The following is a 16,029-nucleotide window of genomic DNA, read 5'->3' on the forward strand; positions in this document are numbered from 1 at the left end:
CACACGCTCGCACGCGCTGTGCTGGAACCACCCTTGATGCTCCGCATTCTATAAGCAGGGGCTCCAGGAGCGTGACGTGAAAGCGATTTTGGCACTGGTGGGCGGCTTTGTTCTGACCCTTGCGGTCTTCGGCAGCGGGCTGGGCTTTGCCGCCTGGCTGCTCGCCGCCAAATCCCCGCATGAGGCAAGGCGAACCGTCAGCGTCGCGGAGCTGTGGACCAGGGACGCGCGGCCGGTGAACAAGACGGCGCAGAACCTCGAACGCCTGCCGGCCGACCAGCCCGCGGCACCCGACATCGCCGCCAGGGAGCAGGCACCCGACCCGACCGCGACCGGCTCGATCGCGCCTTCGGCTGAAGCGGCCGAACTGCCGGGACCCCATGTCAGGTGGTGCGCCAGCCATTACCGCTCCTACCATCCCGACGACAACACCTACATGTCTTATAGCGGGCGGCTGCGCCCCTGCGTCTCACCCTATCTCGACGCCGGCGCCGACCAGAGCGCGCAGCCTACGGCCGAAGTCAGCTATGTCGCGGGCGACGTCGCTTCGGCCGTCACGACGGGGCTTTCCGCCGACCATGTCGATTCCTGCTTCAGTCGCTATCGCTCCTACCGGCCCGACGACAACAGCTACCAGCCCTATTCCGGCGGACCCAGGCGCCAGTGCGAGTAGCGCCGGTGCCGGGTAAACATGGCGGCGCGGCTTGTGATCCCGACGATCACGCAAATTTTTTGGATCGTTCGCACCGGCGCGGCGTTCATCCCCCACACAAGGGAGAACTGACATGAACGACGACCGCGACGACAAGATCCGCGACCGCGCCTACGAGATCTGGCAGCGCGAAGGCGGCGGCCATGGCGACCATGACCGGCACTGGCACCAGGCTGAGATGGAGATCGACAGGGAAGCCGCCCTGCCGCTGACGGCCGACGATGCGCTTCCGGAAACCGGCGAGATCGCCAGCACGGACGTGCTGCAGGTCGAAGCGCTGGCGGCCCGTACCGGCATATCGGGCGACGAGGCGCAGGCGCTGATCGACAGGCTCGGCACCGATCGCGCCGCGATCGAGCAGGCCGCGCGCGGCCTCAAGGCGAAGCGCGGGCGCTGAACGCAAGGCCTTTCGAAACAATGCGTTGGCGCGGTTCGATGAGAAGATGATTCATCGAGCCGGCGGCGCGAAACCATGACCCGGGCGAAGCCGTAGGGCGCTATCCTTCGTCATCTGCCCCGTCATCAACGGCAATGTCGGAACCCTTGGCTGTCTCGCAGGTTCCTTCTGCCCACCCCAACAGGAGATGCAGGCCATGGACCACACCCACCACATCAGGCTGACCAATGCCGAACTGACCCCGGATGCGCTCGAAGGCGCCACCATCTACGGCCCCGGCGACGAGAAGATCGGCTCGGTCGACCATCTGCATGCCGGCCAGGTCGTCATCGATGTCGGCGGCTTCCTCGGCATCGGCGCCAAGCCCGTGGCCGTGCTGGCCAACGAACTCGATTTCATGCGCGACGAGGACGGCGACATCCACGCCGTGACCAGTTGGACCAAGGACCAGCTGAAACAAATGCCCGAACACCGCGACTGACAATGAGAAGGGCTCGGCATCATCCGGGCCCTTCGTCTTTTCCAAGGGAGAGACCGATGATCAGGAAGCTGAAAGACGGAAAATACCGGCTTTATTCGAGGAAGAAGGACGACAAGACGGGGAAGCGGCGGAATTTGGGGACGTTTGATACGCGCGAGGCGGCGGAGAAGCATGAGAAGGAGGTGCAGTATTTCAAGCGGCATTGAGGGATGCTGAGGCGTGCCTCGGTCTCGTTGCTGCAATTGGCGGTGGACAAGAAGCGCTATGGCCAAAGCGTTGCGACGCCGCCAAGCGGCGTGAAACTCGTGTGGAACAAAACAAGCTTCCGCGCGTTTGGGCTTTCGGCTTGGTCTGGCCATGGGGTCCGCGTGGGGAGGGGTTTTTGGGCGTATCTCGGTTACCAAAGGAACATCTGGATTCTCGGCAAATACTCAGCGCTCTCAAGGCATTTCGAAACGGAGATTTTTCCGTCCGCATCGAAAACGTCTATGACGGGCTGAGTGGCGAAATCGCAGATACGTTCAACCAAATTGTCGAACTCAATGACCAGGTGACGCGTGAATTCGCGCGGCTCAGCCGGGTGGTCGGCAAAGATGGGCGCATAAGCGAGCGCGGCCATGTCAGGAACGCCAAAGGCAGCTGGGAATCCAGTGTTCGGTCGGTCAACGACCTGATCGAGGACATGGTGCAGCCGACCGCCGAGGTTGCCCGGGTCATCGGCGCCGTTGCCAAGGGCGATCTGTCCCAGACCATGATGGTGGAGATCGACGGGAGGCCGCTGCGCGGCGAATTCCTGCGGATCGGCAAAATCGTCAACACAATGGTTGAGCAACTCGCCTCGTTCACTTCGGAGGTGACACGAGTGGCGCGCGAGGTCGGCACCGAGGGCAAACTTGGTGGACAGGCGCGGGTCAAGGGCGTGGCAGGCACCTGGAAGGATCTGACCGACAATGTGAACGCGATGGCGACCAATCTGACGAGCCAGGTGCGCAACATCGCGGAGGTGACTACGGCCGTCGCGTCGGGTGACTTGTCAAAGAAGATCACCGTCGACGTGAAGGGCGAGATCCTGGAGCTGAAGTCGACCATCAATACCATGGTCGACCAGCTCAACTCGTTTGCCGGCGAGGTGACGCGCGTCGCGCGCGAAGTCGGCACCGAGGGGAAACTCGGCGGCCAAGCCCGCGTCGAGGGCGTGGGTGGCACCTGGAAGGACCTGACGGACAGCGTGAACCTGATGGCCGCCAACTTGACCGGCCAGGTCCGCAATATCGCCGATGTGACGACCGCGGTGGCGCTCGGCGACCTGTCGAAGAAGATCACCGTCGACGTGAAGGGCGAGATTTTGGAGCTGAAGTCCACCATCAATACGATGGTCGACCAGCTCAACTCGTTTGCCGGCGAGGTGACGCGCGTTGCGCGCGAGGTCGGCACGGAGGGAAAGCTCGGCGGCCAGGCTCAGGTGCGGGGTGTCGCCGGAACCTGGAAAGATTTGACCGACAACGTCAATTCAATGGCGGCCAACCTGACCGGCCAGGTGCGCAACATCGCCGAAGTGACCACCGCGGTGGCTCTGGGTGATCTGTCGAAGAAGATCACGGTCGACGTGAAGGGCGAGATCCTGGAACTCAAGAACACCATCAACACGATGGTGGATCAGCTGAATTCCTTCGCCTCGGAGGTGACGCGTGTCGCGCGCGAAGTCGGCACCGAGGGAAAGCTGGGCGGCCAGGCAGAAGTCCGAGGGGTCGGAGGCACCTGGAAGGACCTGACCGACAACGTCAATCTGATGGCGGCCAATCTCACCGGGCAAGTGCGCAACATTGCCGATGTGACCACGGCCGTTGCGCGCGGGGATCTTTCCAAGAAGATCACAGTCGACGTGAAGGGCGAAATCCTGGAGCTCAAGAACACCGTCAACACGATGGTGGACCAGCTCAACTCATTCGCCTCCGAAGTGACGCGTGTCGCCCGCGAAGTGGGCTCCGAGGGAAAACTCGGCGGTCAGGCCCATGTCGAGGGGGTCGGCGGCACCTGGAAGGACCTGACCGACAACGTCAATGCCATGGCCGGCAACCTGACCGTGCAGTTGCGCGATGTCTCCAAGGTCGCGACCGCGATCGCCACCGGCGATCTCACCCAGAAAATCACCGTCGATGCATTGGGAGAGATTCTGCAGATCAAGGATGTCATCAACACGATGGTGGACCAGCTGAACTCCTTCGCATCCGAGGTGACGCGCGTCGCCCGCGAAGTGGGGTCGGACGGCAAGCTTGGCGGCCAGGCACAGGTACGCGGTGGCGCCGGCACGTGGAAGGACCTGACGGACAATGTCAACGCCATGGCCGCCAACCTGACGGGCCAGGTCCGCAACATCGCGGAAGTGACGACCGCCGTTGCGCTGGGCGACCTGTCGAAGAAGATCACGGTCGACGTTCGCGGCGAAATTCTCGAACTCAAGGACACCATCAACACGATGGTGGATCAGCTCAACTCGTTCGCCTCGGAAGTGACGCGTGTCGCGCGCGAAGTCGGTACCGAGGGGAAGCTTGGCGGCCAGGCACAGGTGCGCGGTGTCGCAGGCACCTGGAAAGACCTGACCGACAACGTCAATTCGATGGCCGAGAATCTTACCGGCCAGGTCCGCAACATCGCCGATGTGACGACCGCGGTGGCGCGAGGCGATCTGTCGAAGAAGATCACCGTCGACGTCAAGGGCGAGATCCTGGAGCTGAAGTCCACCATCAACACCATGGTCGACCAGCTCAACTCCTTTGCCGGCGAGGTGACGCGTGTGGCGCGCGAGGTCGGCACCGAGGGCAAGCTCGGCGGCCAGGCACAGGTCGAGGGCGTGGCCGGCACATGGAAGGACCTGACCGACAACGTCAACCTCATGGCGACCAACCTGACCAACCAGGTGCGTGGCATCGCTGATGTCGTGACCGCAGTGGCACAAGGAAATCTCAAGCGCAAACTCGCCGTGGATGCCAAGGGCGAGATCGCGTCCCTGGCGGACACCATCAACGGCATGATCGAAACGCTTGCGACCTTCGCCGATCAGGTGACCAACGTCGCACGCGAGGTCGGTATCGAGGGCAAGCTCGGCGGCCAGGCCAGGGTGCCGGGCGCCGCCGGTCTGTGGCGCGACCTGACCGACAACGTCAATCAGCTGGCAGCGAACCTGACCACCCAGGTGCGGGCCATCGCCGAGGTTTCGACCGCGGTCACCAAGGGTGATCTTACCCGTTCCATCAGCGTCCAGGCTTCCGGGGAGGTCGCGGCGCTCAAGGACAACATCAACGAGATGATCCGCAACCTGAAGGATCAGACGCTCAAGAATGCCGAGCAGGATTGGCTGAAAACCAACCTCGCGCGGTTCTCGCGCATGCTGCAGGGCGAGCGCGATCTGGCCACGGTGTCGCGCATGATCATCTCGGAGCTCGCGCCGCTGGTGAACGCGCAGTACGGCCTTTTCTACGTGACCAATCGCGACGAGGAAGAATCCTATCTGGAACTGGCCGCGTCATACGCCGCCGAAGGCAAAGCCGCGATCCGCCAGCGTGTGGACTTCCGGGAAGGTCTGATCGGTCAAAGCGCAGCCGACAAACGGGCGATCATGCTCGACGATGTTCCTTCGAGCTTCCTGCGCATCACCTCGGGCCTTGGCGAAGCACCGCCGGCCAGCGCTATCGTCCTGCCGGCATTGTTCGAGGAAGAGGTCAAGGCGGTTATCGAGCTCGCTTCGTTCAGCCGCTTCAGCGACACGCATCGCCTGTTCCTCGAGCAATTGATGGAGTCGGTCGGTATCGTGCTCAACACGATCGCCGCGACCATGCGCACGGAAGGGCTTCTCAAGCAGTCACAGCTTTTGACGTCCGAACTGCAGTCGCGCCAGACCGAGCTCACCAAGAAACAGGAAGAGCTTCACGCCACCAACGAGGAATTGCAGGAGAAGGCGCAGCTCCTCGAAAATGAGAAAAAACAGGTCGAGAACAAGAATCTCGAGATCGAAATGGCCAGACGGGCACTCGAGGAGAAGGCGGAACAGCTGGCGCTGACGTCCAAGTACAAGTCCGAATTCCTGGCGAATATGAGCCACGAACTGAGGACCCCGCTGAATTCGCTGTTGATCCTGTCCAACCTGCTCGCCACCAACCAGCAGGGCAATTTGAACGACAAGCAGATCGAGTTCGCGCGGACGATCAACTCGGCGGGCACGGATTTGCTCAGCCTCATCAATGACATACTGGATCTTTCGAAAATCGAGTCCGGCACGGTTTCGATCGAGCTCAACGACATGCCGCTCGCCCATCTGCGTCAGCATATGGAGCGAACCTTCCGGCAACTGGCCGCCGACAAGGGGCTGCGGTTTACGATCAACATCGATCAGACTCTGCCCGAAACGATCCGTACGGACGAAAAGCGGCTCCAGCAGATCGTCCTCAATCTCTTGTCCAACGCGTTCAAGTTTACGTCCCAAGGCGACGTGACGCTCAGCATCCATGCCGAGCGGACCGGCCGTGGGAACGGCTCGACAGCGCTACCCAAGGCGCTGGCAATTGCCGTCACCGACACGGGCATCGGCATTCCGGAGGACAAGCAAAAGCTGATCTTCGAGGCGTTTCAACAGGCCGACGGGACCACCAGCCGCAAATATGGCGGCACCGGCCTCGGCCTCTCGATCAGCCGGGAAATCGCCCGCCTCCTCGGCGGCGAGTTGCGTGTCGAAAGCCAGCCTGGAACGGGATCGACCTTCACGCTTGTCATTCCCTTCGATGGTCCCCGCAGCAGCAGTCTTGCACCGCAGATCGAGCTTTCGCCGGCTGCCGGGTCCATTGCGGCTACCAGCACGGCGGGAACGCCAGAACTCGCCGACGATCGTGATTCGATCGACCCGTCGGACAGGGTGGTGCTGATCGTGGAGGACGACCCCACTTTTGGCGGGCTGCTGCTTGGTCTTGCGCGATCGGCGGGGTTGAAAGGCGTGCTTTCCTCGGCGGGCTCGGGAACGCTGGCTCTTACACGCAAGCTCATGCCCGATGCGATCACCCTCGATCTCGGCCTTTCGGACATTGATGGCTGGGTCCTTTTCGACCTTTTACGGCATGATCCGAAGACCAGGAACATACCTATCCACGTTATCTCCGGGGCCGAGGACATCGAGCTTCTCACGCGCCGTGGCGCCGCAAGCGTTTCCAGCAAGCCGGTGTCCGCTGGCGAGCTTACGCGTGTCTTCGACGACATTCAGTCGAGGACGCTCAGGATACAACGCAAGGTGCTGGTCGCCGATCCAGATTCCGAGCGTCGTCTGGCGCTGGTCGAAGCCATTCGCGATGGCGTCACGTCGGTCACCGCCATCGGCCGGGTTGCGGCTAACGCGGACGGGAACGGTATCGCCGGCTATGACGCCGTGGTGTTCGGGTTTGGCCGTTCGGCCAAGGACAACGCCCAGATGCTCGACGAGATCATGTCTCAGTTCGGCGATTCTGTACCGCGCCTGCTGTTCTTCACGCCCCATCCAGATGCCTTTCAGCAGCAGGTCGCCTTGCATCCGCCCCTTAGCGACGTTCCGCGTGCCGACAACTTTGCCCAACTTGGCTTGTTGATGTCCGCGGCTCTTCCAGGCGACAGGGCCGACAAGGAGATCTCTGCGTCCGAGCAACTCGACAACGCCGATCTGGGTGGGGCCAGGGTTCTCATCGTCGACGATGACATTCGCAACATCTATTCGCTGACCAGCGTGCTGGAGACCTACGGTATCGAGGTCCAGCATGCCGAGCGGGGGCGGGACGGCATAGCCATGCTTGAAGAGGCGCCGGACGTCGATGTCGCCCTGATCGATATCATGATGCCCGAGATGGATGGGTACGAGACGATGCGCAGGATTCGCTCACAGCCGAAGATCGCGCACATTCCCCTGATTTCCGTCACAGCCAAAGCGATGAAAGGAGATCGCCAGAAATGTCTGGACGCCGGCGCGTCCGACTACATCGCCAAGCCCGTCGATCTCGACCTGCTCCTGGCCCTGCTGCGGGTTTGGGTCGGCCGCTCGCGCTCGCGAGCGGGGACATCCCGGATAGACGATGGTGAGCGCAATCTGATTGCGCCTCGGCAGATTTAGCCCATGGCCGCGATGGAAGCAGATAACAGCGAACTATTCGAAAAGTCGCTGCCGGTTCGCGTTCTCGCTGTCGACGACGACGAGCGAAATCTCCTTGCCATAGAGGAGGTCCTTGACGGAGTGGGGCAAGTGATTTGCGCCAAGTCGGGCGAAGAAGCACTGCGCTTTCTGCTCAAGGAAGACTTCGCCGTCATTCTGCTGGATGTGCTGATGCCCGGTCTCGACGGTTACGAAACCGCTTCGCTGATCCGGAGGCGCGAGCGTTCGAACAACACACCGATCATCTTCCTGACCGCCATCAACAAGGAAGAAGCGCATATGTTGCGCGGCTATGATGCCGGCGCGGTGGATTACCTGTTCAAGCCATTCGACCCGGTGATGCTGCGGTCCAAGGTCATGGTTTTCGTCGATCTCTATGAAAAGACGAGAGAAATCGAACGGAATGCGGCTCGGGAGCAGCTGCTGCTTGAACGGGCGCTGAAGGCGACGTCCGACAAACTCGATGCCGAGCGGGCGCTGCGGCATTCCGAGGCCCGGCAGGAGACGATCCTCGCTTCGCTGCCGATTTGCTTTCACGCCCGCGCGGCGCAGGCGCCATACGCGGCGAGCTATGTTTCCAAAGGGGTCGAGCGGTTAACGGGATTTTCTCCGGACCGTTTCATCGCGGATTCCGATTTCGGCATCGGCCGGGTCCATCCCGCGGATCGGGACGCGGTGACAAGATCGCTTTCGGCTGCCCACGAGACAGGCTCTTATGCTTGCGAGTTCCGCTGGCGATGCGCCAATGAGGAATACCGGATATTCTTCGACCAGGGTGTGGTCGCCAGGAATGGCGCCGGGCTCGAACTGCTGGGTACCATGCAGGACATTACCGAGCAGCGCCATCTGGAAGGCCAATTGCTGCAATCGCAGCGGCTCGATGCAATCGGCAAGCTGACCGGCGGACTTGCCCACGATTTCAACAACCTGCTTGCGGCGATCCTCTCCGGGCTGAGCCTGCTTGAAAGGCAAGTGAGTCTCGACGGCAAGGCGGCCCAGGTTCTCGACATGACGCGCCGCTCCGCTTCCCAGGGCAAGGATCTCATCCAGCGCATGCTCGCCTTTTCGAGGCGCCAGGAATTGAAGCCGGTTGCCGTGCGCATGTCGAGCCTGGGAGACACGATGACCGGCCTGGTGGCGCCGATCCTGGGCGGTTTGGTGCGCTTCGACTGGCATGTCGGTGACGACATATGGCCGGTGCATGCGGATCCGGCACAGCTCGAGCTTGCCTTGATGAACCTGGTCTTCAATGCCCGCGACGCGATGCCTTCGGGAGGGACAATCTCCGTCAGGGCCGACAATCGCAGCATCGGCCACACCGGCCAGGGGCTTGGCGCGGGCGACTATGTCAGGCTTGCGGTCGAGGACACCGGGACAGGTATCGCCGCGGATCTGATCAGCAAAGTGATCGAGCCGTTCTTCACGACAAAACCGATCGGCAAGGGCACGGGCCTTGGCCTCAGCACCGTCTATGGTTTCGCCAAGCAGTCTGGTGGCACGCTCAGGATAGACAGCGAAGTTGGCCACGGCACCACCATGGAGCTTTGGTTGCCCCGCTCACGCGGGACGCAAGACGTCGCTGCCAGGGATGAGCCTGTTTTCGAATCCGGTACCGTCACGAATTCCGGCGCGGGTCTCCCGGCGACGGCCGAGGAAGAGTTGCCGACTGTTCTGCTCGTCGACGACAGTCAGTCCCTGCGTGAGTTGACGGCGATGTCGCTGCGGCAATCAGGTTTCGACGTGACGGCGTTTTCCGGCGGCGCCCAGGCACTGGCCGCCATCGAAAGGGAACCGGAGCGCTTCGACGTCATCGTTACCGACTTCGCCATGCCGCTCATTTCGGGCATCGACGTCATCCGCTTCGCCCGCAGCCTGCGCGCGGATTGGCCAGCGCTTATCGTCACGGGCTACGCCGATGCCGAGAAGATCTCGGATCGCCCTCACGACGTGGCGTTGATAAGCAAACCTTTTGAGGATGCCCATTTGGTTGCAGCCATTCGATCGGCTTCGCGTCGCCGCTGACCCCTGCTATTGGGGCGCCGCGCCGCGCTGGACTGCTCCCGCACCAGGAAGCTGAAAGACGGAAAATACCGGCTTTATTCAAGGAAGAAGGACGAGAAGACGGGCAAGCGACGGAATTTGGGGACGTTCGATTCGCGGGAAGCGGCCGAGAAGCATGAAAGGGAGGTGCAGTATTTTAAGCGGCATTGAGGGGCAGTGTGATGTGCAGTATTTGGATGCAGCCAGCCAGCGCTTGATGGCAAGCAGCTATCGACGCCGACAGCAGGGGTATGATCCTTTGTGCTCAGTTCTTGACATAAAACAGAAAATTTCCACCGGTCGGGCCACCTCGGCATAATCAGCTGCATCGCGGTTCTATGAAGGCACGTCAAGGTTCGGGCTATGGGTCAACAACCAAGGTCTGATGACAGCGATTGAGCAAAATCGGCAGCGCTACGGGTGAATTGTCTTGATAGTTCTGATACCGAAACCTAGAGAATTGCGCGGCGAGAAACTTGTGGGGAGTTAGGTTGCAAGGAAAGGGCTCTTGTGGGGACGGTCCCGAGCGCAAAATCATCGAAGAGTTGCAATTTTCCGACGCCAGTGGCTTTTTGTCGGGACTATTGGACTTGCAAGACGCCATTCCAACACAGCAGACACCGCTGATCTACCGAGGCTCTGCATTGGCTGATTGGGGCCTAGTGCCCTCTTCCTTTAGACCCGAAGGCATGCAGCGGCTTGAGAGGTTACTCGCCCTGGATGTCTCGACCAACTTTGGGTCTGCTTCATCGCTGCACAAGCAAATCACTGCCGAGTTCACGGCGGTAAGGCTATTCTATAAGTTTGCCAACCAGCAGGGGATAGCCCTTCCTTCAGTTTCAGATCATCTTCATCACGTCCTCATGCAGTCTGCTTTTCGCATGAACCCTAAAAGTTTCTTGACGTTTATCGGGGCGCAATATTGGCAATGGCCGCCGCCTGACCTTCGTCCGATGATAGGGCTTGCACAGCACTACGGAGTGCCGACACGCCTTCTGGATTGGACGAGAGACATGCTCGTAGCCTCGTATTTCGCCGCAAAGTCTGCGCTTCAGTTTTCGCCAGAAGGCAATCTTGCAGTCTGGTTCACATCGCCGGACATTCTGGAGGCGCATAACCTGCCTTTGGTTATGGAAATGCCTGACTACTCGTATCAAATTGATGTGGTGGAAGTTCCCTATGCGGGCAATCCAAACCTAGCAGCACAGAAGGGCCTTTTCACGAGCGCGACGCCAACACGCGCACGTATCAAAGAACTAGGAGCGGCCATCGAACAGATCGAACTTGTGCATGCTGTGAGTACCCTTTTCGGCCAATCAAAGGGCAGCGCGGTCGATGGTCTGGTGAATCGACGCGCTAAACCAGATGGGTTATTGCCACCGATATTCTTCAAGGCGACCTTGCCAAGATCAGAAGCCAAGCCTCTGCTAAGGCTCCTTCGCAGTCGAAGCTATGACGGAGCTAGATTGTTCCCAGGGCTCCAGGGATGCGAAATCTCGATGGCCGAAATGGAAGCAATTTACTGATCGACGAATCACGCCGATCGCCGAGCCACCATGAACATATATCCGCTATCTTAAGACTCGAGAGAGATATGCCCGTACAACTTTCATTGACCTTAGTAGATGAAGTCATCCAAGCGCGTAAGACGTTGCACGGTGGAACTAAGGGTGCGCCGATCAAGCTTGAAGACGGAGTGCGGGAGGGCAAGGCCTTGAATTCAGCCTGCATCGTGATGCTTTCATCTGCCCTTCAGGCTTTTGTTGAGGACGTTTTTCAGGCTTGTTCTGAGAAAGCGTTCGGCAGAAAGATGACTGAGGCAGAATTGAAAGCTTATCGGGCGACTTGGAGTAGGTGGGGAAATCCGAGCGACACTAACATCATTCAGCTATTCCTTCGGCTTGGTGTTACCGACGTATTCGATGGCTTGTCTTGGCAAGGGCAGACGTCGACCATGCTCAAGAAGAATCTCAACAGGTTAAATCAGGTGAGGAATCGGATCGCTCACGGCCAAATCATTGCTGTCGATGGGGAACCTTTTTCATTGGCCCTTAGCGCCATTTCGCGGTGGCGGAACGTCGCGTCGCAGTTTGGTCAGCGGTTTGAAGCGCATGCCCTTGCCAAAATCCGCTAAAAAGGCGGGGCCTCCAATGGCCTTCTAACCACTCCCGTTAACCATTCGTTAACCATTAGCCCCCTAGCGTTTACCTCTCAGTAAGGATTCGCCAGCCGTGACCTTTGCCGCCCCCCTGGAGACCAAATCCATTCGCTTCCGCGCCCGTTCGTTCGTGGCCTTCACGCTCACCCCGGAGGCGCCGATCGGGGCCTGGCTGGAGGGGCTGGATCATTGGATCGGCAATTCGCCGGGCTATTTTGCCGGGCGGCCGGTGGTGCTCGATCTCAATGTGCTGAAGCCCGAGGTCGCCGACATCGCGTTGCTGGTCGCTTCGCTCGGCGCGCGCGGCATCCGGGTCTATGCGATCGAGCTCGAAGGGGCTTCGCTCGGGCTCGACCTGCCGCCGCTGCTCTCCGGCGCCAAGGAGGCGACTTCGGACGGCCTGCTTTCCGGCCGCAAGGGCAAGGCGGAGACGGTGGAAGAAACCGGCAGACTGGAGACGGTGTTTTCGGACCGTGGCAAGGACGCCGGCAAGCCGGACGAGGGCAAGACCGCTGAAATCAAGGCCGAGACTGGCAAGGGCAGGGCGGCGAAGGATGGACAGGACGCCGGCGCGACTGACGCGGTGCAGGCCGGCACGCTGATGGTCAAGTCGCCGATCCGCTCGGGGCAGTCGATCTTCCATCCGCATGGCGATGTCATCGTGCTGGGCTCGGTGGCGTCCGGCTCGGAGATCATCGCGGCGGGCTCGATCCATGTCTATGGCACGCTGCGCGGCCGCGCCATCGCCGGCTCGCAAGGCAATCGGTCGGCGCGCATCTTCTGCCGCAGGAACGAGGCGGAGCTGATCTCGGTCGATGGCTGGTACACGACGGCCGAAGAGATGGAAGGCGTCTCGCGCGGCAAGGCGGTGCAGGCCTTCCTCGAAGGCGACATGCTCGCCGTCGTGCCGCTGAACTAGGGCCGAGGGATGCTGACGCCCGGCTTCACGCTTCCGGCCCTGACGGGCGCCGAGGCACCGCGCGCAAGCTTCGGACCGGTTTCGGATGGCATGATGGCAAGCTCTGACAACGGCCGTGCGGCGCACGGCGCAACAAACGACAACAGGCAACGGAGGCTTTTTCCATGGGCAAGGTAGTGGTCGTCACATCTGGCAAGGGGGGCGTCGGCAAGACCACCTCGACGGCCGCGCTGGGTGCCGCGGTCGCCAAGACCGGCAAGAAGGTGGCGCTGGTCGATTTCGACGTCGGCCTGCGCAATCTCGACCTGATCATGGGCGCCGAGCGGCGCGTCGTGTTCGACCTCGTCAACGTCATCCAGGGCACGGCCAAGCTGTCGCAGGCGCTGATCCGCGACAAGCGTGTCGACACGCTGTTCCTGCTGCCGGCCTCGCAGACGCGCGACAAGGACGCGCTGACGGAAGACGGCGTCGGCGAGGTGATCGACAAGCTGCGCTCGGTCTTCGACTATGTCTTCTGCGACAGCCCGGCCGGCATCGAGCGCGGCGCGCAGCTCGCCATGCGCTTTGCCGACGAGGCGGTCATCGTCACCAATCCGGAAGTGTCGTCGGTGCGCGATTCCGACCGCATCATCGGCCTGCTTGACGCCCGCACCATGCGCGCCGAACAGGGCGAGCAGATCGCCAAGCACGTGCTGGTCACCCGCTATGACGCGGCGCGCGCCGCGCGCGGCGAAATGCTGTCGATCGACGACGTGCTGGAAATCCTCTCGGTGCCGCTGCTCGGCATCATCCCGGAAAGCCAGGACGTGCTGAGGGCTTCCAACCTCGGTTCGCCGGTGACGCTGTCGGAACCGCTCAACAACGCCGCCAAGGCCTATCTCGAAGCGGCAAGGCGGCTGGAAGGCGAAGATTTGCCGGTGGTGGTGCCCTTCGAACGCAAGGGTTTCCTCGACCGTCTGCTCGGAAGGAGGGCCGCATGAGCATCCTCGACCTCTTCAAGCGGCGCACCAGCGCGCCGGTGGCGCGCGAGCGGCTGCAGGTGCTGCTCGCCTATGAGCGCCGCAGCCGTGGCCAGCCCGATCTCGTCTCCATCCTGCGCGAGGAGATCATGGCTGTGATCGCCAAGCATGTGCAGATCGACCAGGACTACCTCCAGGTCTCGATGGACCGCGGCGAGACCATGTCGACGCTGGAAATCGACATCCAGATCCCCAACAAGAGCGCCGTGCCGCTGGCCATGGCGGGGTGAGTTAGCACGACTGGTTCCTCGCCCCCACGTGAGTGGGGAGAGGTGGCCGCGAAGCGGTCGGAGATGGGGAGCGCGGCGCTGGCGGGTTCCCTCTGATCATTTCAATGCCACTGCGTCTCGGGCTCCGCCCGAGCCGCCTTGCCGGGGCGAGCCACGGGGCTCGCCCGTCCTTCGGCCCCCTCATTTCATGGCTGCGAGGAATTCCGGTCCGGCGGCGTCGGCGCCGCTCCAACCGACCAGCCCTCCACCGAAGTGGGCAGGGTTGCTCGGCATCCAGATCGCCAATGTGCTTAGTTCACGTTCGCTAACAGGGGCTTCCCCTGCGGAACAAGCGGGAGTAAGGATATATATTAGCAATTTGTTAAATATGCGATTGAGTATGCGTAGGGGAGTTCGCCATGAACTTCAAGAACCTGATCAAGCGTGCTGAAGACGTAGATAACGCACTCCAGGAGTTGCAGGACGATCTGGCGGACGCCCTGGATGCCAGCCTCGACAGCGACTACCAGACGCCAACGGGCGATGATGTCCCCGATGCCGCGTCAGCCGCCGATGCCTCGCCACCCCAGGCCGACGCGGCGCCTGCGGATGCCGCGGACGTTCCGGATGGGACGGGCAGCGCCGACACCGCCGAAACCACGCCGCGACTGACGCCCCATGCCCAGACCCGGCTGGCGGCGTTGAATGCCTTCGAAGGGATGTTCCACGACGCCAGGGACTATCTGGATGAGATCAACGGCAAATTGTCGGAAATCTCGACCTCGCACCATCTGACGCGCGAATTCCTCAACATCCTGCACACCGACATTCTTCGTGCCAATGAGCTGGAGCTCGCGAATGCCGGCCTGATCGCGGAGCAGAGAGCGCTGTCGGAAAAGCTGCACGACACGGCGGCGAAGCTGCGCGAGCGTGACGGCGCGTGCGAATTGCTGCAGCAGCGCGAGACCAGCCTGGTCCAGGACCGGGAGACGCTTCGCGCAACGCTTGCAGCTGTAAGGCTCGAACTTGCCGAGGCGGCCAATGCCAGCGCCAAGCGCGACGCGGAATTCGGCGACATCGCCAACCGGCTGACGGCCAGGACGGTCGAGGCCAACAGGCGCTTGCGCGAGAGCAAGATGCTGCGGGAAAAACACGTCACCCTGTCGGCCGAGCTCGACAAGGTGTTGAAGCGGGAGACCCAGGCGCGTCACAGGCTGGACGAGCTTTCGACGATCCACGCCAGCGAAGCGGCGCGGCTCGCCGAACTGCTGGCCGCGCTCGCAAGGAGCGAGAAAGAGGAGATGCGGCTGCAGAAGTCGCTCGAGGCCACACAGGCGAAGCTGGCGGAAAAGACCGAATCGGCCAGCATGATGGAAGGCGACTGGGAAGCCGAACGGGCTCGCGGCCAGACGGAAATGCGCGGATTGCGTTCCGAGATACAAGACCTGGAAACGCGGCTGGAGCGGGCCTCGAACGAGAACAGCGCGGCTGCCGCCGAGATCGCCAGGCTCAAGACCGAGCTGGACGACGCAGTGGCCGAAAAGATGATCGCCGAGGAAAGATTGTCCGCGCTCGCCAATGAGAACGAAACCGACAAGCTGAACCTCTCGAAAGCCAACGCCAATCTTTCGCAGCTTGCGCTGCAGCAGGCATCGGAGGACATACAACGAGACGTCCAGCGGCAGGAATGCGAGGATCTGCGGGCCGAAATCGCGTCGCTCAATGCCCGGATCAAGGAATTGCTGCCCTACGAGCGGCTCCACAAGGCCACCAACGCCCGATCGCGTGAGGGCGAGGTGGTCGAGATCGCCACCGTGGTGGCCAAGAAAGCCCGTGCCACGGGCAGGCGGCCCATCCGCAGGACTCTGCGCGCCACGTCGTAGCGCGCCTCGCAGGCGCGGCCGCGGCCCCATTGCTTGGCTGCATCCAGGCTT

General features: G+C 61.6%; 12 protein-coding genes. All 12 read left to right on the top strand.

Annotation, left to right across the window (positions count from 1 at the left end; genetic code table 11):
- The first annotated feature begins 76 nt into the window (after nucleotides 1-76).
- The 12 genes from EN824_RS01825 to EN824_RS01885 all read left to right on the top strand — a co-directional run bounded on the left by EN824_RS01825 (nucleotide 77) and on the right by EN824_RS01885 (nucleotide 15,978).
- A complete protein-coding gene (locus EN824_RS01825; RefSeq protein ID WP_135931791.1) occupies nucleotides 77-673 on the top strand; it encodes a BA14K family protein in 597 nt (198 codons plus the stop codon).
- Nucleotides 674-785: 112 nt separating this feature from the next.
- A complete protein-coding gene (locus EN824_RS01830; protein WP_135930688.1) occupies nucleotides 786-1,109 on the top strand; it encodes a DUF2934 domain-containing protein in 324 nt (107 codons plus the stop codon).
- A 196-nt stretch (nucleotides 1,110-1,305) separates the two neighbouring features.
- A complete protein-coding gene (locus EN824_RS01835; RefSeq protein ID WP_135916529.1) occupies nucleotides 1,306-1,590 on the top strand; it encodes a PRC-barrel domain containing protein in 285 nt (94 codons plus the stop codon).
- 56 nt (nucleotides 1,591-1,646) lie between these two features.
- Nucleotides 1,647-1,796 carry a hypothetical protein gene (locus tag EN824_RS01840; RefSeq protein ID WP_086081318.1) on the top strand — a complete coding sequence of 50 codons (150 nt, stop codon included), beginning with the start codon at nucleotides 1,647-1,649 and terminating at the stop codon, nucleotides 1,794-1,796.
- 176 nt (nucleotides 1,797-1,972) lie between these two features.
- Entirely contained in the window at nucleotides 1,973-7,711 is a 5,739-nt protein-coding gene (locus tag EN824_RS01845) for a HAMP domain-containing protein (protein WP_189522112.1), read from the top strand.
- A gap of 3 nt (nucleotides 7,712-7,714) precedes the next feature.
- Complete coding sequence (locus tag EN824_RS01850) at nucleotides 7,715-9,772, top strand: response regulator (protein ID WP_135931792.1); 2,058 nt, start codon at nucleotides 7,715-7,717, stop codon at nucleotides 9,770-9,772.
- 509 nt (nucleotides 9,773-10,281) lie between these two features.
- Complete coding sequence (locus EN824_RS01860; protein WP_189522113.1) at nucleotides 10,282-11,316, top strand: FRG domain-containing protein; 1,035 nt, start codon at nucleotides 10,282-10,284, stop codon at nucleotides 11,314-11,316.
- Nucleotides 11,317-11,384: 68 nt separating this feature from the next.
- Complete coding sequence (locus tag EN824_RS01865; RefSeq protein ID WP_135931794.1) at nucleotides 11,385-11,924, top strand: hypothetical protein; 540 nt, start codon at nucleotides 11,385-11,387, stop codon at nucleotides 11,922-11,924.
- A 97-nt stretch (nucleotides 11,925-12,021) separates the two neighbouring features.
- Nucleotides 12,022-12,867, top strand: coding sequence for a septum site-determining protein MinC (gene minC / locus EN824_RS01870; protein WP_135931795.1), 846 nt, complete (start codon nucleotides 12,022-12,024; stop codon nucleotides 12,865-12,867).
- A gap of 164 nt (nucleotides 12,868-13,031) precedes the next feature.
- Complete coding sequence (minD, locus tag EN824_RS01875) at nucleotides 13,032-13,847, top strand: septum site-determining protein MinD (RefSeq protein WP_127870298.1); 816 nt, start codon at nucleotides 13,032-13,034, stop codon at nucleotides 13,845-13,847.
- Nucleotides 13,844-14,116 carry a cell division topological specificity factor MinE gene (gene minE / locus EN824_RS01880; RefSeq protein ID WP_023774842.1) on the top strand — a complete coding sequence of 91 codons (273 nt, stop codon included), beginning with the start codon at nucleotides 13,844-13,846 and terminating at the stop codon, nucleotides 14,114-14,116. Before minD ends, minE begins: the two co-directional genes overlap by 4 nt.
- Nucleotides 14,117-14,514: 398 nt before the next feature.
- Nucleotides 14,515-15,978, top strand: coding sequence for a hypothetical protein (locus EN824_RS01885; protein WP_135919423.1), 1,464 nt, complete (start codon nucleotides 14,515-14,517; stop codon nucleotides 15,976-15,978).
- The last annotated feature ends 51 nt before the right edge of the window (nucleotides 15,979-16,029 follow it).

It is taken from the genome of Mesorhizobium sp. M8A.F.Ca.ET.181.01.1.1 (genome assembly GCF_004792025.1).
Taxonomy (GTDB): Bacteria; Pseudomonadota; Alphaproteobacteria; order Rhizobiales; family Rhizobiaceae; genus Mesorhizobium.